The organism is Granulicella sp. L56, from assembly GCF_009765835.1.
Classification (GTDB): Bacteria; Acidobacteriota; Terriglobia; order Terriglobales; family Acidobacteriaceae; genus Edaphobacter.
In genome coordinates this window covers 1,428,759-1,450,399 of the sequence record NZ_LMUS01000001.1, presented here as the reverse complement: position 1 = coordinate 1,450,399, position 21,641 = coordinate 1,428,759, and the positions used below count along the sequence as shown (strand labels likewise).

General features: G+C 56.4%; 20 protein-coding genes. 14 read left to right on the top strand and 6 right to left on the bottom strand.

Features of this window, described 5'->3' with window-relative positions:
* The 8 genes from GSQ81_RS06050 to GSQ81_RS06015 all read left to right on the top strand — a co-directional run.
* The coding region (locus GSQ81_RS06050) for a GNVR domain-containing protein (protein WP_216846385.1) at window positions 1-1,011 on the top strand (1,011 nt) is incomplete at its 5' end.
* A 3-nt stretch (window positions 1,012-1,014) separates the two neighbouring features.
* Entirely contained in the window at window positions 1,015-2,346 is a 1,332-nt protein-coding gene (locus GSQ81_RS06045) for an O-antigen ligase (RefSeq protein ID WP_158909744.1), read from the top strand.
* A gap of 33 nt (window positions 2,347-2,379) precedes the next feature.
* Window positions 2,380-3,498 carry a dTDP-glucose 4,6-dehydratase gene (gene rfbB / locus GSQ81_RS06040; protein ID WP_158909959.1) on the top strand — a complete coding sequence of 373 codons (1,119 nt, stop codon included), beginning with the start codon at window positions 2,380-2,382 and terminating at the stop codon, window positions 3,496-3,498.
* The gene (gene rfbA, locus GSQ81_RS06035; RefSeq protein WP_158909743.1) at window positions 3,495-4,370 is read left to right on the top strand and encodes a glucose-1-phosphate thymidylyltransferase RfbA; all 876 of its coding nucleotides are present in this window, start codon (window positions 3,495-3,497) and stop codon (window positions 4,368-4,370) included. The genes rfbB and rfbA overlap by 4 nt, the downstream gene beginning before the upstream one ends.
* The gene (gene rfbD / locus GSQ81_RS06030) at window positions 4,370-5,305 is read left to right on the top strand and encodes a dTDP-4-dehydrorhamnose reductase (RefSeq protein WP_158909742.1); all 936 of its coding nucleotides are present in this window, start codon (window positions 4,370-4,372) and stop codon (window positions 5,303-5,305) included. Before rfbA ends, rfbD begins: the two co-directional genes overlap by 1 nt.
* A 119-nt stretch (window positions 5,306-5,424) precedes the next feature.
* Window positions 5,425-6,642, top strand: a complete 1,218-nt coding sequence (locus tag GSQ81_RS06025) for a group 1 glycosyl transferase (protein ID WP_254060024.1) — start codon at window positions 5,425-5,427, stop codon at window positions 6,640-6,642.
* A gap of 1 nt (window position 6,643) precedes the next feature.
* On the top strand, window positions 6,644-7,717 hold the full coding sequence (locus tag GSQ81_RS06020) for a glycosyltransferase family 9 protein (protein ID WP_158909740.1): 1,074 nt from the start codon (window positions 6,644-6,646) through the stop codon (window positions 7,715-7,717).
* Window positions 7,714-8,262 (top strand): D-glycero-beta-D-manno-heptose 1,7-bisphosphate 7-phosphatase, encoded by a 549-nt coding sequence (locus tag GSQ81_RS06015; RefSeq protein WP_158909739.1) that lies wholly within the window; start codon window positions 7,714-7,716, stop codon window positions 8,260-8,262. Before GSQ81_RS06020 ends, GSQ81_RS06015 begins: the two co-directional genes overlap by 4 nt.
* An 86-nt stretch (window positions 8,263-8,348) precedes the next feature.
* Here the strand turns inward: GSQ81_RS06015 and GSQ81_RS06010 are convergent, their stop codons facing one another.
* From GSQ81_RS06010 to GSQ81_RS05990, 5 genes are all read right to left on the bottom strand, one after another.
* A complete protein-coding gene (locus tag GSQ81_RS06010) occupies window positions 8,349-9,074 on the bottom strand; it encodes a polysaccharide deacetylase family protein (protein ID WP_158909738.1) in 726 nt (241 codons plus the stop codon).
* 32 nt (window positions 9,075-9,106) lie between these two features.
* Window positions 9,107-9,589 carry a peroxiredoxin gene (locus GSQ81_RS06005; protein ID WP_158909737.1) on the bottom strand — a complete coding sequence of 161 codons (483 nt, stop codon included), beginning with the start codon at window positions 9,587-9,589 and terminating at the stop codon, window positions 9,107-9,109.
* 57 nt (window positions 9,590-9,646) lie between these two features.
* Window positions 9,647-10,648 (bottom strand): ACP S-malonyltransferase, encoded by a 1,002-nt coding sequence (locus GSQ81_RS06000; protein WP_158909736.1) that lies wholly within the window; start codon window positions 10,646-10,648, stop codon window positions 9,647-9,649.
* A gap of 143 nt (window positions 10,649-10,791) precedes the next feature.
* Window positions 10,792-11,061 carry a hypothetical protein gene (locus tag GSQ81_RS05995; protein ID WP_216846383.1) on the bottom strand — a complete coding sequence of 90 codons (270 nt, stop codon included), beginning with the start codon at window positions 11,059-11,061 and terminating at the stop codon, window positions 10,792-10,794.
* Window positions 11,062-11,127: 66 nt separating this feature from the next.
* On the bottom strand, window positions 11,128-11,775 hold the full coding sequence (locus tag GSQ81_RS05990) for a DUF4230 domain-containing protein (RefSeq protein WP_158909735.1): 648 nt from the start codon (window positions 11,773-11,775) through the stop codon (window positions 11,128-11,130).
* Window positions 11,776-12,072: 297 nt separating this feature from the next.
* Here GSQ81_RS05990 and GSQ81_RS05985 point away from each other — a divergent pair, with 297 nt between their 5' ends.
* Window positions 12,073-13,545: a metallophosphoesterase gene (locus tag GSQ81_RS05985; RefSeq protein ID WP_158909734.1), complete on the top strand. Its 1,473-nt coding sequence runs from the start codon at window positions 12,073-12,075 to the stop codon at window positions 13,543-13,545.
* A gap of 101 nt (window positions 13,546-13,646) precedes the next feature.
* Here GSQ81_RS05985 and GSQ81_RS05980 read toward each other — a convergent pair whose 3' ends face one another.
* A complete protein-coding gene (locus GSQ81_RS05980) occupies window positions 13,647-15,290 on the bottom strand; it encodes a CTP synthase (RefSeq protein WP_158909733.1) in 1,644 nt (547 codons plus the stop codon).
* Window positions 15,291-15,464: 174 nt separating this feature from the next.
* On the opposite strand from GSQ81_RS05980, the gene GSQ81_RS05975 reads away from it, so the two are divergent.
* From GSQ81_RS05975 to GSQ81_RS05955, 5 genes are all read left to right on the top strand, one after another.
* A complete protein-coding gene (locus GSQ81_RS05975) occupies window positions 15,465-17,303 on the top strand; it encodes a hypothetical protein (RefSeq protein ID WP_158909732.1) in 1,839 nt (612 codons plus the stop codon).
* 34 nt (window positions 17,304-17,337) lie between these two features.
* Window positions 17,338-17,805 (top strand): YraN family protein, encoded by a 468-nt coding sequence (locus GSQ81_RS05970; protein ID WP_158909731.1) that lies wholly within the window; start codon window positions 17,338-17,340, stop codon window positions 17,803-17,805.
* Window positions 17,796-18,287: a DinB family protein gene (locus tag GSQ81_RS05965; RefSeq protein ID WP_158909730.1), complete on the top strand. Its 492-nt coding sequence runs from the start codon at window positions 17,796-17,798 to the stop codon at window positions 18,285-18,287. The genes GSQ81_RS05970 and GSQ81_RS05965 overlap by 10 nt, the downstream gene beginning before the upstream one ends.
* A gap of 69 nt (window positions 18,288-18,356) precedes the next feature.
* Window positions 18,357-18,827: a hypothetical protein gene (locus GSQ81_RS05960; protein WP_158909729.1), complete on the top strand. Its 471-nt coding sequence runs from the start codon at window positions 18,357-18,359 to the stop codon at window positions 18,825-18,827.
* 152 nt (window positions 18,828-18,979) lie between these two features.
* The gene (locus GSQ81_RS05955; protein WP_254060023.1) at window positions 18,980-21,634 is read left to right on the top strand and encodes a sugar-binding domain-containing protein; all 2,655 of its coding nucleotides are present in this window, start codon (window positions 18,980-18,982) and stop codon (window positions 21,632-21,634) included.
* Window positions 21,635-21,641: the final 7 nt, after the last annotated feature.

Below are 21,641 nucleotides of genomic sequence, written 5' to 3'. Positions count from 1 at the left end.
CTCCCGCCCCGGGCTTCGGACATGATTATTCCAAGTCTGTCAGGGGGGGGGGGGGGCGGAGGGGGCGCGGCTGCGGGAGCTTCTCTATTGCTCGGGCAGGATCCGGGCGACATGTATCTAGGGATGCTTGCGAGCGTATCAGTCACAGACGATTTTATCGATCATCTTGGACTGATAGAGATCTACCACGCGAAGAAAAAAGTTGATGCCCGGAATGCGCTAAAGGGACAGGCAAAATTCAAGGTTGACAAAAATTCACTGATTTCAGTGGAAGTTACTTCCAATGATCCGAAGCTCGCGGCTCGCATTGCGAATGCTTATCTGGACGCTCTTTACCGCTTGAATGGCTCCATGGTCGCATCGGCGTCGGCTCATCGGCGAGCATTTTATGAAGAACAGATGGAAAGTCAAAAGGAAGATCTTGACGCGTCAGAAGTTGCGTTGAAGGAAGCTGAAGAGAAGACAGGTATCGTGTTGCCTGAGGGGGCGGCCCAGGCTGGACTAAGGACGATCGTCGATTTGCAGGCCTCGATTGGAACAGCCGAAGCGAAGCTTTCGGGCCTGCTGATGGGTGCGACAAATGACAATCCAGGGGTAATTCAATCTCGCGCTGAACTTAGCGAACTGAGGTCTCAGTTGGCTCGGCAACAGGCGAATTCTGCGAAGCAAAAGCCAGGGACTGGGCTGGCATCCTCGGCTGCTCTCCCCGGGTTGACAATGGAACTTTTGCGGAAGATGCGCGATGTGAAGCTGAACGAAACGCTCTATGACACCTTAACCCAGCAGTATGAAAGAGCTCGTATCGAATCACTTGATCCTGGGCCGCAGTTTCAAATTGTAGATCACGCGCTAGTGCCGGAGCGCAAAGCAGGGCCGCCCCGAAAACTGCTTGTGGTTGGCGGCATCGTCCTTGGCTTTCTCGCTGGATTGATCTTTGTGTTAACCAGAGATGCTATCGCTCGACTGATTGAGGCGTGCTTGACAGATTCAACCGTGACTGCAAAGAGGTAATGCGTGGAACAGGATCGAGATATCATTCTCTCCCGCAGGACGGCGAATTCTAGATGGTTGACGATATTTCTCTTTCTTGCGGGTACGCTTGCTTCAACGATTGTCTTGAAAGTAGGGCCAATCCAGTATCTGGAGATCCTCTACTTCGTAGAGATGATCGTTCTACTCGTCATTTTCTCCGAAAACGGCTACAAAGTGCGTTGGTTCCGGCCCTATCTGAGGATTGCGGTCTGGTATCTTTTATTTTCGGCGGCGGCATTTGCTCTTGCAATTCTCGCCTTACGCTACGATTTCTACTTTCCGGATACGCCGAAACTCCTGACCTATCCCGTTATCATTACGATTTCCCGCATCGTAGAACTGGGTGCTTCCGTATCGGTCATGTTGTATCTTGCGGAGAAGTTTCGCGAGGACCCTCTCAAAGCTGTATTTACAATGCGGGTTTATTTCTGGGTCGGAGTCCTGAGTGCTGCATATTCTATTGTGAGTTATCCCCTCAACGTTGCCGGTGGCATCGAGCTGGGGGCCTACGGGCCCGATCATAGAATGCGGGGGTTTTATAACGAAGGCGGGCCCTATGGCTTATATCTAATCAGTGTATTTCTAATCGGATGGGCGCTTTATAAGCAGAAATGGGTTAAAAAAAGTGCTCTACAGTTTGCATTGGTAGTACTTTCCATCGCCTTTCTTGGGAGCAAATCTAAAGCTGCATTTTGTGCCGTTCTCTTCCTGTTTTTGATTAATGGCCTTTTCGCAAAGAGTTTTAGACGACGTATAGTCATTGCTGTATCGGTTGCTTTCCTGTTAGTAGCTATATCCCAGGTAGTCGATCTGGGGAAAGCTCTGGCAACATACAAACGAGTAAGTCAAGCGTATGAACGGCTATCGCATCGACATGCGAACGATCCTAACTTTGTTTATGGTCGAGTTGCAGGCGCATTTATTGTTCCCAAGATGGTGAGTGAACATCCGCTTGTCGGCGTCGGTTGGGGTAATTATGGCTTGCTGAGGAATGCACCGGAATATCGTGGAGCTGCGGCATTTGCGCATGAGAACGATGAGCCGGCGCTTGGCATAGCTGGAATGACGGCCGAGCTGGGGATACCTCTTGCCCTTTACCTGGCCGGTTGCCTTCTCCTTCCGTTTATTTTTCTTCGACGGATAAAATCACCTCTTTACCTTACAAATCTTGCGCTCCTGCAGCCGATAGTCCATCTATTTGGCGGGCAATTAAATTTGACGTATCCATGGATTGTGACGGCTTTCGCCCTTGGATTGGGCTATTCATTTACGATGGCAACTAAATCGTCGGATCCGGTGATGCGCCTGCCATGACACTATAGTTGTTTGCCGACGATCGAGGAGGAAATAGTGAGCTGCATTTTTGTGACTGGCGGGGCCGGCTTTATCGGCTCAAATTTTGTGATGGACTGGTTGTCCCGGAGACGTGGATCGCTGGTAAATCTGGATAAGCTGACCTATGCTGGAAACCCGCAGAATCTGGCAGCTATAGACCGCGATCCGGCTTATACCTTTGTGCTTGGTGATATCTGCGATGCGAAGTTGGTGGCCCAATTACTGGCGCAGCATCGACCTCATACGATGATTCACTTTGCGGCCGAAAGCCATGTGGACCGCTCGATCGCGGGGCCAGAAGCCTTTCTAAGAACGAACATCGATGGTACGTTTACGCTCTTACAGGCCGCCCGTGAATATTATGGAACTTTGCCGGGCCCCGACCGAGACCGATTCCGCTTTCTTCATGTGTCAACCGACGAGGTATACGGAACATTGAAGCCGGACGACCCGGCGTTTCATGAAGAAACTCCTTACGCGCCGAATAGCCCCTATGCTGCATCGAAAGCGGCGAGCGACCACCTGGTTCGTGCATGGGTGCATACCTATGGTCTGCCAGCTATTATTACTAATTGCTCAAACAATTATGGGCCGTATCAGTTTCCGGAGAAGCTGATCCCACTGATGATTGCGAATGCCCTTCAAGGGAAAGCGCTCCCCATCTATGGGGATGGTCAACAGGTAAGAGACTGGCTCTATGTGCTGGACCACTGCCGAGCTCTTCAAGCGGTCCTCGATCAAGGTCGCGTGGGAGAGACCTACAACATCGGCGGAGGAAATCAACGAAGCAACCTGGAGGTCGTAACAACCCTCTGTGCCTTGTTAGATGAATTGGTTCCCGAGTCGAAGTTCAAGCCACATTTTCAGCTTGTAAAATATGTAGCCGACAGACCCGGACATGATCGACGCTACGCAATCGATGCCAGAAAGTTGGAGACTGAACTTGGCTGGCGGGCCGAGGAGAGTTTTGAGACCGGGCTAAGGAAAACCGTGGAATGGTATCTTGCGAACTCTGCGTGGGTAGGGAATGTCACCAGTGGAGCCTATCAGCAATGGGTTATTCAAAATTATGATAACCGTGACATCTCCGAGGTTTCGGCTATCAAAGTAGTGGCCAAGGAGGCTCTGTGAAAGGGATTATTCTTGCAGGCGGTTCCGGCACCCGATTGCATCCGGTGACGCAAGTCGTTTCAAAGCAGCTTTTGCCGGTTTATGACAAGCCGATGATTTATTACCCCTTGTCGGTGTTGATGCTTGCAGGCATTCGCGAAATTTTGCTCATCTCCACACCGGAAGATACGCCACGCTTCAGACAATTGTTGGGATCGGGGGAGCAGTGGGGCATTCAGATCGAATATGCTGTGCAGCCTTCGCCCGATGGATTAGCTCAGGCATTTTTGATTGGCAAAGAATTCCTTGCTGGGGACGGATGTTGCCTTGTGTTGGGCGACAATATTTTTTATGGGCATGACTTTGCTACCACGCTCCAACAAGCGGCCGCAGGTGGGCCGGGGGCAACCGTATTTGCCTATCCGGTATTAGATCCTGAACGGTACGGCGTGGTGGAGTTTGATAAGGATGGGCGAGCCATCTCTCTTGAAGAAAAGCCACTCAAGCCCAAGTCGCGATATGCGGTGACGGGAATCTACTTTTACGACGCGCAGGTAGTTGGGGTGGCAGAGGGTCTTAAACCATCTCCGCGCGGCGAGCTTGAGATCACGGATGTGAACCGATGGTATTTAGAGCGTGGACAATTGCGAACGGAACTGCTGGGCCGCGGAATGGCATGGCTGGATACCGGTACGCACGATTCGCTATTGGAAGCGGCGACGTTTATCCATACGATTGAACAGCGTCAGGGCCTGAAGGTGGCGTGTCCGGAAGAGATTGCCTATCGCCTCGGTTATATCGATGCGGAACAGATGAAAGCGCTCGCGGCGAAGATCGCAAAGAGCAGCTATGGACAATACTTGCTGCGACTGCTTGAAGAGACGGTGTACTGATGCGTGTCGAAACTCTCGCTCCGGGATGCGGCCCGATTCTCATCACCGGTGGAGCAGGGCAGGTTGGTGGTCAATTGGTGAAGGTGCTTGCGCCATTGGGAGAAGTGATCGCTCCAGGACGAGCTGAACTGGATCTCACCAATATTGAAAGCATTCGTAGCATCATTCGAGCAGCGCGCCCGCGATGGATTGTGAATGCTGCGGCATATACAGCGGTGGATAAAGCGGAAAGCGAACCAGAGCTTGCCTACGCCATTAATGCTGAAGCCGTGCGCATACTAGGCGAGGAAGCCCGGCAGATAGGTGCTGTGGTAATCCACTTTTCAACAGACTATGTGTTCGATGGGACAGCCTCTAATCCTTATGTCGAGACTGACGCGACGAAACCACTGAGCGTTTATGGAGCGAGCAAGTTGGCAGGGGAGTTGGCGCTGACGGGAAGCGGCGCAGCCCACATGATTTTTCGTACGAGTTGGGTGTACGGATCGCAAGGGAAGAACTTTCTACTGACAATCTTGAAATTGGCCCGCGAAAAGGAGGCTCTACGTGTGGTTGCCGACCAGCATGGCGCGCCGACCTGGAGCCGCGATCTGGCGGAGATGACGGCACACGTAATCCTCCGTTGTGAGAATGCGTCTGGTCAGAATCAAAAGCAACTGCTCGAAGCATTTGCGCGCTGGGAAGGCATTTACCATGCAGCGGGTTCAGGCGAGACTACATGGCATGAATTTGCGCAGGAAGCGGTTCGATTGCAGCAGAAGCGTGAGCCTGAAAAGAAGTTCGCAGAAATCGCGGCAATCTCGACAGCCGAATACCCTACTCCCGCCCACAGACCAGCGAATTCGCGTTTGGACTGCAGCAAGTTACAAGAGAACCTTGGGTGGCGAATGATAGATTGGCGCGAATCTCTGCAAAAGGTGTTAACTGAGCTGTAGTGCGCAGTTGACGAATCAGGAATGCAGGTCGATTCGATTGCGATATTTGCACTGCCGGCGGAGCCTATGATGTCCACTTTCTTGTATTCTTCAGGGATGACAGAGATGGAGTGTGCAGCTTGAACGGAGCCTGCACGATTGTTTCACCGAACTATCTGGCGTACGCGCGAACAGTTTCTGCATCCTATTTGGTGCAACATCCAGATCACCGCTTTTTCGTTTTAATCGTTGCCGATCTCTCATTGGAAGACCAAAAGATCTTCGAGGGAGATGGATTTACGCCGGTTATGCTGGCAGAGATCGGGCTGGAAGATCTTCGCGGCGAAGGGATGAAATACGACATCCTTGAGCTAAATACGAATGTAAAACCTACATTCATGAAGTATCTGATCGAAATATTTGATCTGGAAAATCTGGTTTACCTTGACCCGGATATCTTTGTGTACAGCCCGCTGACGCCGGTGTTTGACGCGCTTAGTGGCGGTTCGATTGCTACTTTAACTCCGCACCTTACTACTCCAGTAGATGACGGCAAATTGCCGGGCGAGCAGGAGATGCTCTACAACGGTACATACAATCTCGGATTCATCGCTGTGCGAAGATGTGAGGAAGCTTGGCGGTTGCTTAGCTGGTGGGAGCGGCGATGCCTTGATCTCGGGTTTAGTGAAGGCAGGACTGGGTTATTTGTGGACCAGAAATGGATGAATCTGGCTCCTGGCATGTTCGACAAGGTGGAAATTCTGCGACATCCGGGATGCAACATGGCTTATTGGAACCTTCATGAGCGAACGCTTTCAGGGCACACGGGTTCGTATGTTGTTAATGGTCAGACAGGACTGTGTTTTTTTCATTTCAGTGGCATTGAGTTGGAAGATCCAGAGGTGCTGTCGAAAAACACAAATCGATTTACCCTGGCAGATCGTCCTGACCTGACGAGGTTGTTTGGGGACTATAAGCTTGCGGTGTTAGCAAATAAGGATGCCGCGCGGGAGGTAATACCGTATGGATTCGACCGCCTATCTGATGGAACGGTTGTAACTCGGCTTGCCCGGCGTATTTACGCCAAGCACCAAATGCGATGGTCAGGGCAGAACCCTTTTGATGCAGAGGGTGAGTTCGCGGCATTTGCAAAGCGACTTGGGCTCGTAGCTGGAAAGACGGCCCCAGGAAAGGCGACGTGGAAAGAGTTCAATCCGAAAGACCGTCGCGTAGAAATTGTGCATCGGATTTTGAAGATGGCGCTCCGAGTGCTCGGTCCAAGTCGGTATGAATTGTTGATGCGCTACCTCGCTCACATTGCGGTGCTGCGAAACCAGAGCGTCTTCCTAAAGGATTAGCATGTCCAGAGTGCTGATTGTGAAATTCGGTGCGATCGGCGATGTAGTGATGGCGCTGCCGGCTGCCTATGCTTTGTATCAACGTGAGGCGAGCAACAGCCAGATCGACTGGGTGTGCGGGCCGGTCGTCGCTCCCTTGCTTGCATGTTATCCGTGGGTACGGACGATTGTTGCGGATGATCGAGCCATATTGAAGGGATCGGCGGCTGAACGTGTGAGGGCGTTGGCGCGGTTGTGGCGGGCGATTGGCGGGGTGAAGTACGAGCTTTGTGCGACGCTTTATTACGATGCGCGTTATCGAATGGTGACGCTTCCGCTACGGGCGCGACGGAAGGTGATGTTGTCGTGGACGGATCGGAAGAGGGCGCTCTTGATGGGACGGCATCATACGGACGAGTATGCACGGATCCTACTGGGCCTGGAGGATGGAGAGCGGCCGTTGGGATTGGCTCCGGTGCGTCCAGAGAACTTGCCGGGGTCTCCGCTGATTCGGACAGGTACGCGGCCGCGGGTAGTGCTGGCTCCGGCTGGAGCGAAAAATATGATGCGTGACGATGCGCTGAGGCGTTGGCCGGTCGAAAATTACGTTGCCTTGGCGTCGGCACTATTCGAGCGTGATGTAGAAGTGGTGCTTGCGGGTGGAACGGGAGATCTGTGGGCTGTTCCTTATTTTGAAGGGCTGGCGGTGACCGACATGATTGGCAAGCTGACGTTGCCGGAGATGCTCGCGTTGCTGGACGACAGCGACGTGATGGTGACGCACGATACCGGTCCTTTGCACTTGGCTGGGATTACGGGCGTTGGCATTGTGAGCATCTTTGGCCCTACCGACCCGAGAGGACGATTGCCGCAGCGGACGAATACGTTGGCTTTGTGGGGTGGGGAAGGATTTGCATGCAGGCCTTGTTACGATGGGCGTGATTATGCGCCGTGTCTGCATAATGGATGCATGAGACAGGTCTCCGTGGAGATGGTGGTTCGTGAAGTAGAGAGAATGATCGATCAGAAGCGATCGGGAAGGTCGATGCCGCCGCGGGTCGTAACTCCGGAGAGTACGGTGGTGGCAGAGCTATGAGTGGACGCGCGTTGTTCCTGGATCGGGATGGGGTTATCAATCACGAAGTTGGATACCTGCACCGGGTGGAGGATGTTCGGTTTGTGGATGGGATCTTTTCTCTTTGCCGGACTGCGGCGGGACTGGGCTATCGGCTGATTGTGGTGACGAACCAGGCTGGGATCGCACGAGGCTTCTACTCGGAGGCGGACTTCGATGCTTTGATGGTTTGGATGAAAGACGCCTTTCGGGCCGAAGGAGTGGAGTTAGACGCGGTGTACCACTGTCCCTTTCATCCCGAGCATGGGGTCGGAAAGTACAAGCGGGAGCATGAGGACCGCAAACCGGGGACCGGGATGCTGCGTCGCGGAATGCGGGAGTTCGGAGTGGACCTGAGCGCGAGCGTGATGGTGGGCGACCGGTGCAGCGATATTGCGGCGGCGAATGCGGCGGGATTACGACAGGCCTTTTTGATCAGTGGGACGGAAATTGAGGGATGCAGCGGTGAGTATCTCGCGGTGGACGGACTGACCGAGGTACAGCAATGGTTGGCCGAACGCGGATAAGGCCAGGTTCACTTGGCGCATCCTGAGGCATCTTCGTCGGTCAAACAGATCGATTCAATGAATGGAGCGCAGTGATCGTTGGAAGGTCAGGCCCAGTTGGCTACTGTGACGAATCGCATCCCGGCAAGTTTGTAACGCTGTAGCAGAAGATCTGTAGCTTCGACCGAAGACATGCGAGGCTGGCCAATGCCAAGGTGTCCGCCATCGTGGAGCAGGACGTTGGAGGCGCGCTTGCGGGCTTGATTGCGCTCGATGCCGCGCGTAACGTTGCCCAGAATCTCGTCTGCGGGAATTGGGTTCCAATCGAAGGCGGTGATGTTCCACTGGACCGCGGTGAGACCCAACTCGCGCGCGATCCGCAGGACAACTGGGCGGCGTGCACCATGTGGAGCGCGAAAGAAATGGATCGGCGCTCCCAGCGTATCTTCGAGCACGGCGTTGCAGCCTGCGAGTTCCTGACGAATGCGTGCCGCCGACTGCCACGAGAGCCAGGGGTGGGTCATGGTGTGATTGCCTACGATATGGCCCGCAGCGGCGATCGAGCGCACCAGCGCAGGACGCTGGCGAGCAAAGCTGCCAATCAGAAAAAAGGTGGCATGGGCTTGATGACGAGCCAGAACTTCGAGCAGGCGTTCGGTGGCCGCGTCGTTGGGGCCATCATCATAGGTGAGGGCGATCTCGTCCGGGTTGGGGCCTGCGACCAGCACCCGGCCGAAAAGTTGGGACTGCGGCCAAAGTGCTGCATAGGCGGCGGCTCCTGCAACAGCGGCGGTGGTGAGAGCAGCAGCGGCAGCCAATTGGATTGATGTCATCTTCCGTTCCCCCTGTGACCGGCGCGACTGGCTTAGGCGTGGGTTGGCACGGCGTGCAGCAGTTCCAGCACCTCTTCGGCGTGGTTCTCGGGCTTCACCTTGGGAAAGATATGCAGCAGGCGCTGGCCGGAGCCGGTGTCGGGGCTGATGATGAAGGTGGTTCTCTCGACACCCTTGACCAGCTTTCCGTACATGCTCTTTGGCCGGAGCAGATCGTAGCGCTTGATGAGCGTCATATCCGGGTCGGCGAGCAGGTCATAGGGCAGGTTGTACTTGCGCTGGAAGTTTTTCTGCGCCTTGGGGGTGTCGCGCGAGACACCGAGGACAACGACTCCGGCCTGTTGCAGCTTTTGGAAGGCGTCGCGGAAGCCGCAGGCCTCGATGGTACAGCCTGAGGTATTGGCGCGGGGGTAGAAGAAGAGGACGACCGGTTTGCTGGCGAAATCGGTGAGATTGACGGTCTCGTCGTCCTGGTTCTGGAGGGTGAAGTTTTCGACTTTATCGTTGATCTGCATACAATCCTTGGGCAACTTTAGTGGATAGCTTGATGGTCTTTTGTGTGGCAAATGCGGTTATGAAGCGATCAGTGCATCGATGGTCTTCTCGAGCGATGCGGAATCCTCAACATTGAGAGTGCTTTGGCTGCGGTCGATCTGACGCATAAGTCCTGTAAGTACTTTGCCGGGGCCAACCTCGATGAAGCGGGTGACTCCCTGGGCGATCAGAAGCTGAATGCACTCGACCCAGCGGACAGGGCCGGTGACCTGGCGGACGAGGCAGTCGCGCGCCTCAGCGCGGCGGGTGATCAACCGGGCGTCGACGTTGCAGGCGATGGGGAACTGGGGATCGTTGAAGACGAGAGCTTCAAGGTCGGTGGCGAGCGCCTTCTGCGCGGGCTCCATGAGGGCGCAATGGAAAGGGGCGCTGACGGCGAGCATCACGGTGCGCTTGGCCCCTGCCTGCTTGCACAGATCGGCGACGCGATGGACGGCGGCTGTTGCTCCTGAGATGACGGTCTGGTCGGGAGAGTTGAGATTGGCTGGTGAAACAACGGCGCTGTTTGGCGAGAAGGCCTGCGCCTGGGGGCTGGTGATGTTGGGGGTGGGCAGCGGAGTGAGGTCGTCGGAGACCTGGGCACAGATGTCGTTGATCAGATCCGCGGAAAGGCCAAGGATGGCGGCCATGGCACCTTCGCCCTGGGGGACGGCCTGCTGCATGTAGCGGCCACGGTTGCGGACGGTGCGAACAGCGTCGGCAAAGGAGAGGGTTCCGGCGGCGACGTGGGCGGAGTACTCACCGAGGGAGTGCCCGGCGGCAAAGGCCGGGATGATTCCCTTGTCGGCAAGGATGCGGGACGCAGCGACTGAGACGGTGAGGATGGCGGGCTGGGTGTGCTCGGTAAGCTTGAGCTGTTCTTCCGGGCCTTCGAAGATGAGTTTGGAGAGAGAGAAGCCGAGGGCTTCATCTGCTTCGTCGAAGATGGCCCGGGCAGCGGGAAAGTTTTCGTAGAGATCTCTGCCCATGCCGACGGATTGAGACCCCTGGCCGGGGAAGAGGAACGCAGATTTCGTCATTGGACTTAATGGTAAATCAACAAAGGGCGGAGAGTTTATTGCAGGAGAACACGATTGTGCTATCACGCTGGTGGATCGGCCCGGCAGATATTGGCTTTCGGTCCCTCAGAGCGCTCGATTGCCCCGGAGATGCCTGATTTTTGCTAGATGCCGAGGCCGAAATCTACATCTTCCTCATCGCCGGCGTGGGCGTAGAAGTCGTAGGGCGTGCGGTGGTTGAACTTGTAGCGCAGGCGCAGTTCGCGGCCTACGAACAAGCCCAGAGCTACGGCTCCAAGACCTGCGGAGATCCAGCCAATGGTCTTGATGAGAGCTGATTCCTGCTCACCGCCAGCGGCGAGATTCTCAGCCGCGGAGGTTGAGGCCTCATCGGAATTCCTGTCGGCGCTACGGGACTGAGAACAGAACCTCATATTCAGGATGATAGCGCAGGTTCGCCAAGGATGGGAGAGGGCTGTTGATGGAGTGGATGCCATTGGTTACATTACTTCAACGTGCTGGAAGCCGAGACCGTAGAGCAGTGTGGTAACCGTGGCGCGGGCGTTCTTGCGGGCGGCGTCGAGGATTCCGTCGCTGAGGGCGTCTTTCTGGAGCTGGTCTTGAGCATGGGTGCGGGTTTCGGATTCGAGATTCTGGTCGGCGGAGGTGAGCAGGCCGGTGGAGCGCGCATAGACGCGGGTGTGCGCGTTGTCGATGGTGGTGACGAAAAGCTCGGAGGCGGGAAGGGTGACGCGGATGGACTGGCCGTCGATGTGGACGTCTTCGGGACGCAGCTTGGAGAGGTCGATGCCAGCGATGGACTGGCCGTGGACGATCATCAGGATGCGATCACCGGCGAGCAGGTCGGGCAGGACCGCGCTGGACTTTGAGCCTTCGACCACGGTGTCGAGTGAGTAGACGACCGTTTCGAGGCGGTCGAGGCGCTGGATCTTCTGGACGATGGAAGGGACCGAGGCGTCGAAGGTGGTCGAGGTGCGGCCAGTCATTGCCGTAGCCACGCGCGAGAGAACGCCGGTGGTGGCATGGCGGAGGAATAGGACCATCCCGGCGGCTCCAAGGAGGAGGGCGAGAATGAGGCCGATGAAAGGTCCGGAGTAGCTTCGTCGGGCGTGGTATTCGGTCGTCATAAGGAATTGGATGCTGATTGGGGGCCGATCAGCATCTATTCTGCCATGGGAAAGCTGGGGTGTATCGACCTATTCCTCGGGGGAAGGAGCTAATTCTATGTAGGAGTGATGAGCTCTCAACACCAACTCCGCGCTGAAGGCGTCGTCTATAACAGCTTGGGGCACAGCCCCATGGACCATAAAGGCAGGAAATGAAAGGGCTGAAGGCCTAATCTATTCTCTTCGAATAGGTCGATACCCCTGGCGGGTGATCGAAATTGATATGGTGATACCAGTCTGGAGTGGTTGAGGAGAGAAATGAAGGGAATCATGGCTCGGAAGAGCGCTCTTATTTGCGGGGCGCTGGCGATTTGCTGCATCTGTGCTGGATGTCCTGCTATCGGCCAGGCACGCCGCGCTGAAGTGGGGAATACAGCTTCTGCTCTCCTGCTTAGCGATATTCATTTCGATCCGTTCCATGATCCGGACAAGGTGGCGCGGCTGGTGAATGCCCCGGCGAGCGAGTGGGAAGCAATCCTGGCTGAACCGGCCTCGGTGGACCAGTCTGCTGCGTTTGCTGCTTTGCAGCAGCGATGCAATGCGCGTGGCGTCGATACCTCTTATGAGCTGTTCCGGTCCAGTTTGCTGGCGGAACGTCGCGAGGCGCGAGATGCGAAGTTCATTACCTTGAGCGGCGACCTGATCGCGCACGGATTCGGTTGCAGATTTGCAGCGTTGGTTCCGGGCAAAACGCCGAGAGACTATTCTGCTTTCGTCGACAAGACGGTGGAGTATGTAACGAGTCAACTGCGCAAAACCTTTCCTGAAGTGCCGGTATATGCGGCGCTGGGCAATAACGACTCGGGCTGCGGCGACTATCGGTTGGATGGAGCAAGCGATTTTCTGACGGCGACGGCGAAGAACGTCATGGCCGGATTGCCAAACTCGGCAGACCGGAAAAAGGCTCAGGGGGACTTTACGACGGGTGGCTATTACAGCGTGATGATGGCCGCTCCAATGAGGAATACACGGCTGATCGTACTCGACGATATCTTCATGTCGCAGAAATACGAGACCTGTGGTGGCCAGAGAGATGCTGCCGCCGCTGCGGCGCAGATTGCATGGTTACAGCGCCAGTTTGCCGATGCGAGACGGCAGAAACAGAGAGTCTGGGTGATGGGACATGTTCCCCCGGTAGTCGATATCTATTCCACCTTTACGAAGATGCGGAACGTCTGTGCAAACGATAAGCCGGAGATGTTTCTTGCTTCGGACCAGTTAGGCGATGCGTTGGTGGAGAATGCGGATGTGATTCGGCTGGGCCTCTTCGCGCACACGCACATGGACGAGTTGCGGCTGCTGGAGCCTGAGGGCAATACAAAAGAAGGCGGCGCGGTTGCGATCAAGATGGTCTCGTCAATCTCGCCCGTTAATGGGAATAATCCATCCTTTACCGTGGCCCGCATCGATACGGCAGCAGCGACATTGACGGACTACCAGGTCTTCGCGGCTTCGAACCTGACCGGAGTGAATGCCGCATGGTCGAAGGAGTATGACTATGCGCAGACGTATCGCAAGACCGCGTTCACTGCTGCGACGGTGAAGACTTTGATTGCGGAGTTTCGCGCCGATCCGGATGCGAAGACAGATGCGAGCCGGTCTTATATCGACAATTTCTTTGTCGGCGATCATTCATCGTTGATCAAGCCGCTCTGGCCGGAATATGTGTGCGCGTTATCGCACTACACGGCGGCGGAATTTGATCGTTGCGTGTGTGCCGGCAATAAATAAACGCTAAGGAACCTCTGAGGGAATCATGGGGACTTAATCAGATTTTCCAGAATAGAAAACTGGCCGGATGCAGTACCCAAAAGCATCCGGCCAGTCCTTATTTATTCGCTCTTGGCGACGACGACAGCTTCGCTTGCAACTGGCTGGGCAAGGCGATTCCGATAGCTGGCGGCGACGAAGTCGCGGAAGAGCGGATGTGGCTCCAGCGGCTTCGATTTGAACTCTGGGTGAAACTGGCAGCCGAGGAAGAAGGGATGGCCGGGAATCTCTACGATCTCGACGTAGGTGGCGTCGGGGGTAGTTCCGGTGATGCGTAGTCCGGCCCCGGTGAGAAGCGCTTCGTACTCGCGGTTGAACTCGTAGCGATGTCGGTGGCGTTCTGAGATCTCCGTAGTCCCGTAGGCCTGGGCCGCCAGTGAGCCATCCTCCATCACACAGTCCCATGCTCCGAGGCGCATGGTGCCGCCCATCTCTTCCACGCCGGTAAGCTCGCGGAGCTTATAGATGATGCGGTGCGGTGTGGCAGGATCGAACTCGCCGGAGTTGGCCTCTTTGAGGCCACAGACGTTGCGGGCGTACTCGATGCACGCAGTCTGCATCCCCAGACAGATACCGAAGTACGGTGTGCCGCTCTCGCGCGCGTAGCGGATGGCATTCAGCATCCCTTCGATGCCGCGCTTGCCGAAGCCGCCGGGGACGAGGATGCCGTCGAAGCCCTCAAGCTGCGAGGCATAGTCGTCGGCTTCAAGGCCCTCAGCTTCGATCCACGTAACCCGAAGCTTAAGATTGTGCGCGAGTGCGCCGTGGACCAGCGCCTCCTTCAGTGATTTATAGCTGTCCTCGTACTCGACATACTTGCCGACGATGCCGATAGAGACTTCATCCTTGGGGTTGTAGGCGCGGTGGACAATGTCCTGCCACTTGGAGAGGTTAGGCTCTTTGGCGTCGATGCGGAGATATTTGAGAGCAAGCGCGTCTACACCCTCGGCGGCGAAGGTCAGTGGAACCTCATAGATACTGGCGACGTCGCGTGCTGCGATCACGGCAGGTTCTTCAACGTTGCAGAAGAGGGCAATCTTGCTGCGCATCTCGCGGGGAACCGGGCGATCGGAGCGGCAAAGCAGGATGTCCGGCTGGATTCCGATGGAGAGCATCTCCTTAACGGAGTGCTGCGTGGGCTTGGTCTTGAGCTCCTGCGCCGCGGCGATCCACGGAATCAGTGTGACGTGGACGAAGACAGTATTGTCGCGGCCAAGATCCTGGCGCATCTGGCGAATCGCTTCGAGGAAGGGAAGCGACTCGATATCGCCCACCGTTCCGCCGATCTCGACGATGGTCACCTCGGTGTCGGCGGCGACCTTGCGCATGGCGTTCTTGATCTCATTGGTGACGTGCGGAATGACCTGCACAGTCTTGCCGAGGTAGTCGCCGCGGCGTTCCTTGGTGATGATCTGCTCGTAGATGCGGCCGGTGGTGAGGTTGTTGTCGCGGGTCAGTTTGGCGTGGGTGAAGCGCTCATAATGGCCAAGGTCGAGGTCGGTCTCCGCGCCGTCGTCGGTGACGAAGACTTCGCCATGCTGAAAGGGCGACATGGTACCGGGATCGACGTTGAGATAAGGGTCAAACTTCATGAGGTTGACCTTGATGCCGCGGGCCTCAAGAAGGCAGCCAATGGAAGCTGCGGCGAGACCTTTACCAAGGCTGGACACAACTCCGCCGGTAACAAAGATGTACTTTGCTGACATTAATGCGACCTCTTCAATTGTTCGTGATGGGCGTGCTCGGTGTGCACAATCAAGTATCGCAGGGTTAGGGGCATCGAGGCAACTGGTCATTTTAGCCACTTCTAAAAAGCGATGACGGAACATACACTGGAGGCATCGTTCGATGAAGAACCTCGAAGAGAATTGGAGTTTAAGATGAAGTCTTGTGGTTTGCTGCTGGGAAGCTTGATTCTGCTCTTGAATGGGATCTCCGGAGTTGCTCAGGTAGACGTGGTGACGCAGCACAACAACCTTGAGCGGACAGGCGCAAATCTACAAGAGACTGTTCTGACACATGCAAATGTCAACGTGAAGCAGTTCGGGATGCTCTTCAAGCGCGTGCTGGACGATCAGGTTTACGGGCAACCGCTTTATGTGTCACATGTGAAGGTGCGTGGCGGCTTTCACGATGTCGTCTATGTGACGACTGTCAATAACAGTGTCTATGCCTTCGACGCCAATGAGGCGAGTGCATCAACCCCTATCTGGCATGTAAATTTTGGCGCACCGGCGGACCTGCATGACGCAAAGTTTGGTTGTCTCGACATCAATGGGAAGATGGGGATCATCGGAACCCCGGTGATCGATAGCCAGAACGGCACGCTGTATGTCGTGGCACTGACGCGCGCGGGCGGCGGCTTCATTCAACGGCTTCATGCGCTGGATATCGCGACCGGAGCGGACATGCCGAACAGCCCGGTGACCATCACCGCAAAGGATTTCGACCCACTGATGCAGAACCAGCGTCCCGCTCTTCTGCTCTCTCGCGGTGTGGTCTATGTAGGCTATGCCTCGCACTGCGACAAGGAGCCATACCACGGCTTTCTGATGGGCTACGATGCGAAGTCGCTGCGTCAGACGGCGGTGCTGAACACATCGCCGACAGGTTCTGAGGCGAGCATCTGGCAGTCAGGCCAGGCGCCAGCCGTAGATGCCGAGGGCAATATTTACGCGGTCACGGGGAATGGATCGTGGGACGGCCACGCTAACTTCAGCGAAAGCTTTTTGCGGCTCAGCCCGAAGCTAAAGCTGTTGGACTGGTTCACCCCGACCAACCACTTTGAGCTGGATGCGAAGGACCTGGATCTCGACTCTTCCGGGGCGACGCTGATTCCCGGAACGAATCTTGTGTTGGGCGGCGGTAAGCAGGGTGTTCTGTATGTCCTCGACAAACGCCATCTCGGGCATCTTGGCGATGAGAATGCATTGCAGCACTTTCAGGCTGGCAAGTCGCATCTACATAGCTTCGTTTATTGGAAGAGCAATAAAAAAGGCTCTCTGATCTACCTATGGGGGCAAACGGACAGGCTACGTGTCTTCGGGATCAGCGGAGACAAGGTCACTGAAACCCCTGTGATGACGAGGCCTGAGGTAAACCAGGGACATCCCGGCGCCATGCTGTCGATTTCAGCGAACAGCGGCAAAGAGGGAATTCTATGGGCGGCGATCCATGCGACCGGAGATTCATGGCACGAGTCCAGGCCGGGAGTTCTTCATGCCTATGATGCCGACGATATCGGCCATGAGCTATGGAACTCGCTCGAAAACTCCGCGCGCGATGACTGCAACAATTATTCGAAGATGGCTCCCCCCACGATTGCGAACGGCAAAGTGTACCTTGCCAGCTTCGGTACAGACAACATAGGTACAGGCCAGTTTTGCGTCTATGGATTACTGCCGGACGGCCCAGCTCCGGCAGCTCCTGATGGGCTTCGGGCCAACGTGCAGGATGGGGTGGTCTCGCTCTCGTGGGCTGCTGTGCCGGGGGCAAGAACTTACACCGTAAAGAGCTTGGACAGCGCCAACGATGGACCGAGCACGCTCGCCACCGGGTTGGTCTCAACAGAATTTACCGGGATTACGCCCTACAAGGGAACGTCCGTTTACGTTGTTACGGCAGTGAACTCAAATGGCGAGAGCGTTCCCTCCAGGCCTGTCACTGTCGATCTGCAGCGCGCTGCGTCCGTTCAGCGAGACCATGGGATGATGCACTGATATTGCGGCACAGAGGATCGAGGAGAAACTCGCCATGAGAACGGCCACCGGAATCAATCTGCAGGTATGGGCGCTGCGGCGGATGGATACGCTGGGCAGGCAGTTCAGGCGCACGCCGTCCACGGCAGAGCATCTTGCCACTGGCCTGCGCGGAGAACGGGAAGCCCTCTTTCATCTGCGAGCATTGGGCTACACCGTCGTAGCGCGGCGATGGAAGAGCGCGAAGCTGCGCGGCGACGTCGACCTGATCGGCTGGGACGAGGACCGGCTGTGCTTCATCGAAGTAAAAACGAGGACAGGAAGAGATCCACTGGCGCCGGCCGAGTCTGCCGTCGATTCTGACAAGCAGGAGATGCTGCGAAAGATGGCGCGAGCCTATCTGCGCAGCTTTCCCGAGAAGCTGCGACGTGAGGTTCCGGTGCGCTTCGATATCGTGTCGGTGTACTTGCAGCCAGCTACGGTCGAGTTCGACGTGTACAAAGGAGCATTCGGATGGGAGTGACTTACACGCACGGAACAAAGGTAGAGCTGCTCGATCCAGTTGAGCTAAGCAAGCAGTTGACAGCGGTAGTGCGGCAGGCGCTGCCTTGGCTGCAGGCTCTCACAGAGGCTTCGGCCAGCCGCCCGGAGAAGACCGGCAAGTGGTGTGCGAAAGAGGTGATGGGGCACCTGACCGATTCGGCGATTAACAATCATGCAAGAGTGATGCGATTGCAGCTTGAAGCCGGCCCGAACCTTTCCGGCTACGAGCAGATGGCGTGGGTGAGCCTGCAGCACTACGCGGATAGGGAATGGGGACGAGTGCTCGAGGTCTGGGCCACGCTCAACGAGTATTTTGCCTGGGCAGTCAGCCACATCGACAAGGCTCATCTGGCAAACATGGGAACCGTGGAGGGAGACGAGTTGACCCTCGGTTTTTTGATCGAAGACTACATTGCGCATATGGAGCACCATCTGCGGGCATTGAAAGCGTGGGCTATATAGCGAGGTAGCCCAACATCCATTTTCCCGGCGGCGGTGTCTAATATAGGTGGGTACCGAGGTGAAGAGACGATGACGCTCCTGAATGCTCCGCAATACAACGCCCCCCGCGAGTCGCGAAACCGCAATCTGCTGATAGGTGGCGGAGTTCTGATCGTGGTATTGGTACTGCTCTACCTGGGCGGCTATATGTTGGGGCACGGATGGTTCTTCTCGAACCTTCCGGTTGAGCACAAGATCAACAACTTTATGACCGACCTCCAAAACAAGGACTACAAAACGGCATATGGCATCTGGATGAACGATCCCAAATGGGAACAGCATCCGCAGAACTACGATTACAAGTTGCAGCGCTTCACTGAGGACTGGACGACCGCCAGCGACTGGGGCCCCATCGCATCGCATCACGTAGACATCTCCAAACGCGATGGGTCAGGCATCATCATCGCGGTGACCGTGAATAACAGCCCCAAGAAGTTGTTTCTCTGGTACGAGAGATCGAACGGGACACTGACGTATTCGCCGCGTGAACTGCAGTATTAGTGCGCCTCTGCCGCTCCTGTGTGCCATACGAAGCTGAGACCATGTAAAGTTCTCCTATCGCGCCTTTTTAAAGAAAAGTCGGGGAGATGAGTCAATTGCGTATACGATTTCAGCGGTCAGTCCTGTCTTGCATGGTTGCCGGAGTTTTAGCTTTGCTCAGCACTCTTCCCGCCTCGGCAAGTTCTACGCCACCTGCGCCCGTCGTGGTCTCGTCCGGCTGGCAGTTGCAGGATGCCGCTAAAGTCTCCCAATCCGGAGACGCCGTCTCTCTCCCCACTTTCACTCCGCAAAACTGGTACGCCGCCACCGTCCCCGGTACCGTACTCACCAGCCTCGTCAATGATGGTGTCTACCCAGAGCCGCTCTACGGCGAAAACAATCGCCCCGACAAGATTCCCGAAAGCCTGGCTCGCACGCCCTATTGGTATCGCACTGTTTTCACGGTTCCCAGGTCATACGTCCATCATCAGGCGTGGCTTAATTTCGACGGCATCAACTACGCTGCGGAGATCTGGCTGAACGGCAAACAGATCGGCACCACCAAAGGCGCTTTTATCCGCGGAACCTTTGACATCACCTCGGTCGTGAAGCCCGGCAAGCAAGCTGTACTCGCTGTACTCGTCTCGCCGCAGCCGAATCCCGGCGTACCGCACGAGCACACGATCCGCAATGGCATGGGCCTGAACGGAGGCATCACTGCCATCGATGGCCCGACGTTCCTCTCCACCATCGGCTGGGACTGGATCCCCGCCATCCGTGATCGCGACACCGGCATCTGGCGCAAGGTTTATCTCTCGGCCAGTGGTCCCGTCGTCATCAAAAATCCCCGCGTGGAGACAGACCTGCCGCTGCCCAAACTGGACTCGGCAGATGTCTCGATTCAGACCACTGTCGAGAACACAACCGACCAGCCCCAAAAAGGCTTTCTGAAAGGTAGCTTCAGCGGCGTCACCTTTCAGAAAGAGGTAGAGCTTGCGCCACACGCTTCAACGCTGGTCGCGCTCGATCCAAAGACCACCCCCACGCTGCATGTCGGCAATCCAAAGCTGTGGTGGCCGAACGGCTATGGGCCGCAAAACCTCTATGACCTTCATCTCAGTTTCGTGATTAAAAAGAAGGTCTCCGACACGAACGATGTTAGCTTCGGCATCCGCAAGATCACTTACACAGTGCCCGATTCTGAAAACCTCACCATCTCCGTCAACGGTGTCCGCATCTTCATTCGTGGCGGCGACTGGGGCCTCGACGAGGCGATGAAGCGCATCCCCCGCGAGCGCCTCGAAGCCGAGATTCGCATGCACAAGATGGCGAACGTCAACCTCATTCGCAACTGGGTCGGCCAAAGCACCAACGAAGACTTCTACGAGCTATGCGACAAGTACGGCATCCTCCTCTGGGACGAGTTTTTCCAGCCCAACCCAAGCGATGGCCCCAATCCCACTGATCTGCCGACGTACATGGCCAACGTCCGCGACAAGATTCTCCGATTCCGCAACCATCCCTCCATCGCCATCTGGTGCGCGCGCAACGAGGGCTATCCGCCCAAGGAGATCGACGACCTGCTGCGTCCCATGATGGTCGAGCTTGATCCCAACCGGCTCTATCAACCCAGCTCCACCGCAGGCCATGGCGTCTTTTCGAGTGGCCCCTACCACTGGCGCACGCCCCGCGAGTTCTACGATTTCAAGCACGCCTTCAAGACCGAAATTGGCAGCGTCTCCGTCCCCACCCTCGAGTCTATCCACGGCATGATGCCGCAGAAAGACTGGGAGATCATCAACGACGACTGGGCGGAGCATGACTTCGCTCGCGGCGCATCCGGCGGCGACACCTACCGCAATGTCATCGAGGCCCGTTACGGCAAGCTGGCCAACCTCGCCGACTTCGTTCGCAAGGCCCAGCTCGCCAACTACGAGGCCTTCCGCGCCATGTACGAGGGCCGCAGCGCCAAGCTCTTCAATCCCAGCACCGCCATCATTACCTGGATGAGCAATCCCGCACAGCCCAGCTTCGTCTGGCAGCTCTATCACCACGACCTCGAGCCCAACTCATCTCTCTTCGCCGTCGAGAAGGCAGGCGAACTGCAACACATCCAACTGAACGAGAGCAACGGCGATGTCCAGATCATCAACAATCTCCCCACTGCGTTGACCGGCGCTACCGCGCACATCGCCATCTATAACCTCGACGGCTCCATCGCCTACCAACACGACTTCAACGTCACCGCTCCGCCCAGTGTCGCCACCAGTCTGGGTGTAGTGCCGTGGCCCGCGAATCTGTCCGCCGTTCACTTCGTCAAGCTCGACCTGCACGACGCCTCCGGCAAGCTCCTCTCCAGCAACTTCTACTGGCGCGCCCTGCCCGAGCATCAGGACGACCTCACCGCTCTTAACCAGCTACCCACGGTCACGCTCGATGCCAAGGTCGAGCGCCACGACGCCGACGGGAAATGCCTGCTCACGGTCACGCTGCACAACCCCGGCTCCCAGGTAGCCCTGATGGCGCATCTGCAACTGCGCCGCCAGCACTCGGGCGAGCGCGTGTTGCCCGTCTTCTACAGCGACAACTACGTCTCGCTTGTTCCTAATGAGACACGAACCATCTCGATTGAAGCCAGCGCAGCCGATCTGAAAGGCGAGACGCCGTTGGTTGTCGTCGATGGCTGGAACGTCGCAGTGACCCCATCGTCATCGCCCACCGCCGCCATCGCACTCAACGTCGACGCCCAGGTCGATCACTGGCCCATCACCGGCATTCCCATGTACGTCCCGCCGCCGGTTGCCGCGACATCGGACAAGACAAACTAAAGTGGAG

What these genes read in the sequence shown, in the direction of transcription:
- GSQ81_RS05990 (WP_158909735.1), bottom strand. Translation starts at nt 11,775, where the DNA reads ATGACGACCGAATACCACGCCCGACGAAGCTACTCCGGACCTTTCATC.
- GSQ81_RS05980 (WP_158909733.1), bottom strand. Translation starts at nt 15,290, where the DNA reads ATGTCAGCAAAGTACATCTTTGTTACCGGCGGAGTTGTGTCCAGCCTT.
- GSQ81_RS05965 (WP_158909730.1), top strand. Translation starts at nt 17,796, where the DNA reads ATGGGAGTGACTTACACGCACGGAACAAAGGTAGAGCTGCTCGATCCA.
- GSQ81_RS06020 (WP_158909740.1), top strand. Translation starts at nt 6,644, where the DNA reads ATGTCCAGAGTGCTGATTGTGAAATTCGGTGCGATCGGCGATGTAGTG.
- GSQ81_RS05970 (WP_158909731.1), top strand. Translation starts at nt 17,338, where the DNA reads ATGAGAACGGCCACCGGAATCAATCTGCAGGTATGGGCGCTGCGGCGG.
- GSQ81_RS05985 (WP_158909734.1), top strand. Translation starts at nt 12,073, where the DNA reads ATGAAGGGAATCATGGCTCGGAAGAGCGCTCTTATTTGCGGGGCGCTG.
- GSQ81_RS05975 (WP_158909732.1), top strand. Translation starts at nt 15,465, where the DNA reads ATGAAGTCTTGTGGTTTGCTGCTGGGAAGCTTGATTCTGCTCTTGAAT.
- GSQ81_RS06010 (WP_158909738.1), bottom strand. Translation starts at nt 9,074, where the DNA reads ATGACATCAATCCAATTGGCTGCCGCTGCTGCTCTCACCACCGCCGCT.
- GSQ81_RS06000 (WP_158909736.1), bottom strand. Translation starts at nt 10,648, where the DNA reads ATGACGAAATCTGCGTTCCTCTTCCCCGGCCAGGGGTCTCAATCCGTC.
- GSQ81_RS05960 (WP_158909729.1), top strand. Translation starts at nt 18,357, where the DNA reads ATGACGCTCCTGAATGCTCCGCAATACAACGCCCCCCGCGAGTCGCGA.
- GSQ81_RS06015 (WP_158909739.1), top strand. Translation starts at nt 7,714, where the DNA reads ATGAGTGGACGCGCGTTGTTCCTGGATCGGGATGGGGTTATCAATCAC.
- rfbD (WP_158909742.1), top strand. Translation starts at nt 4,370, where the DNA reads ATGCGTGTCGAAACTCTCGCTCCGGGATGCGGCCCGATTCTCATCACC.
- GSQ81_RS05995 (WP_216846383.1), bottom strand. Translation starts at nt 11,061, where the DNA reads ATGAGGTTCTGTTCTCAGTCCCGTAGCGCCGACAGGAATTCCGATGAG.
- GSQ81_RS06005 (WP_158909737.1), bottom strand. Translation starts at nt 9,589, where the DNA reads ATGCAGATCAACGATAAAGTCGAAAACTTCACCCTCCAGAACCAGGAC.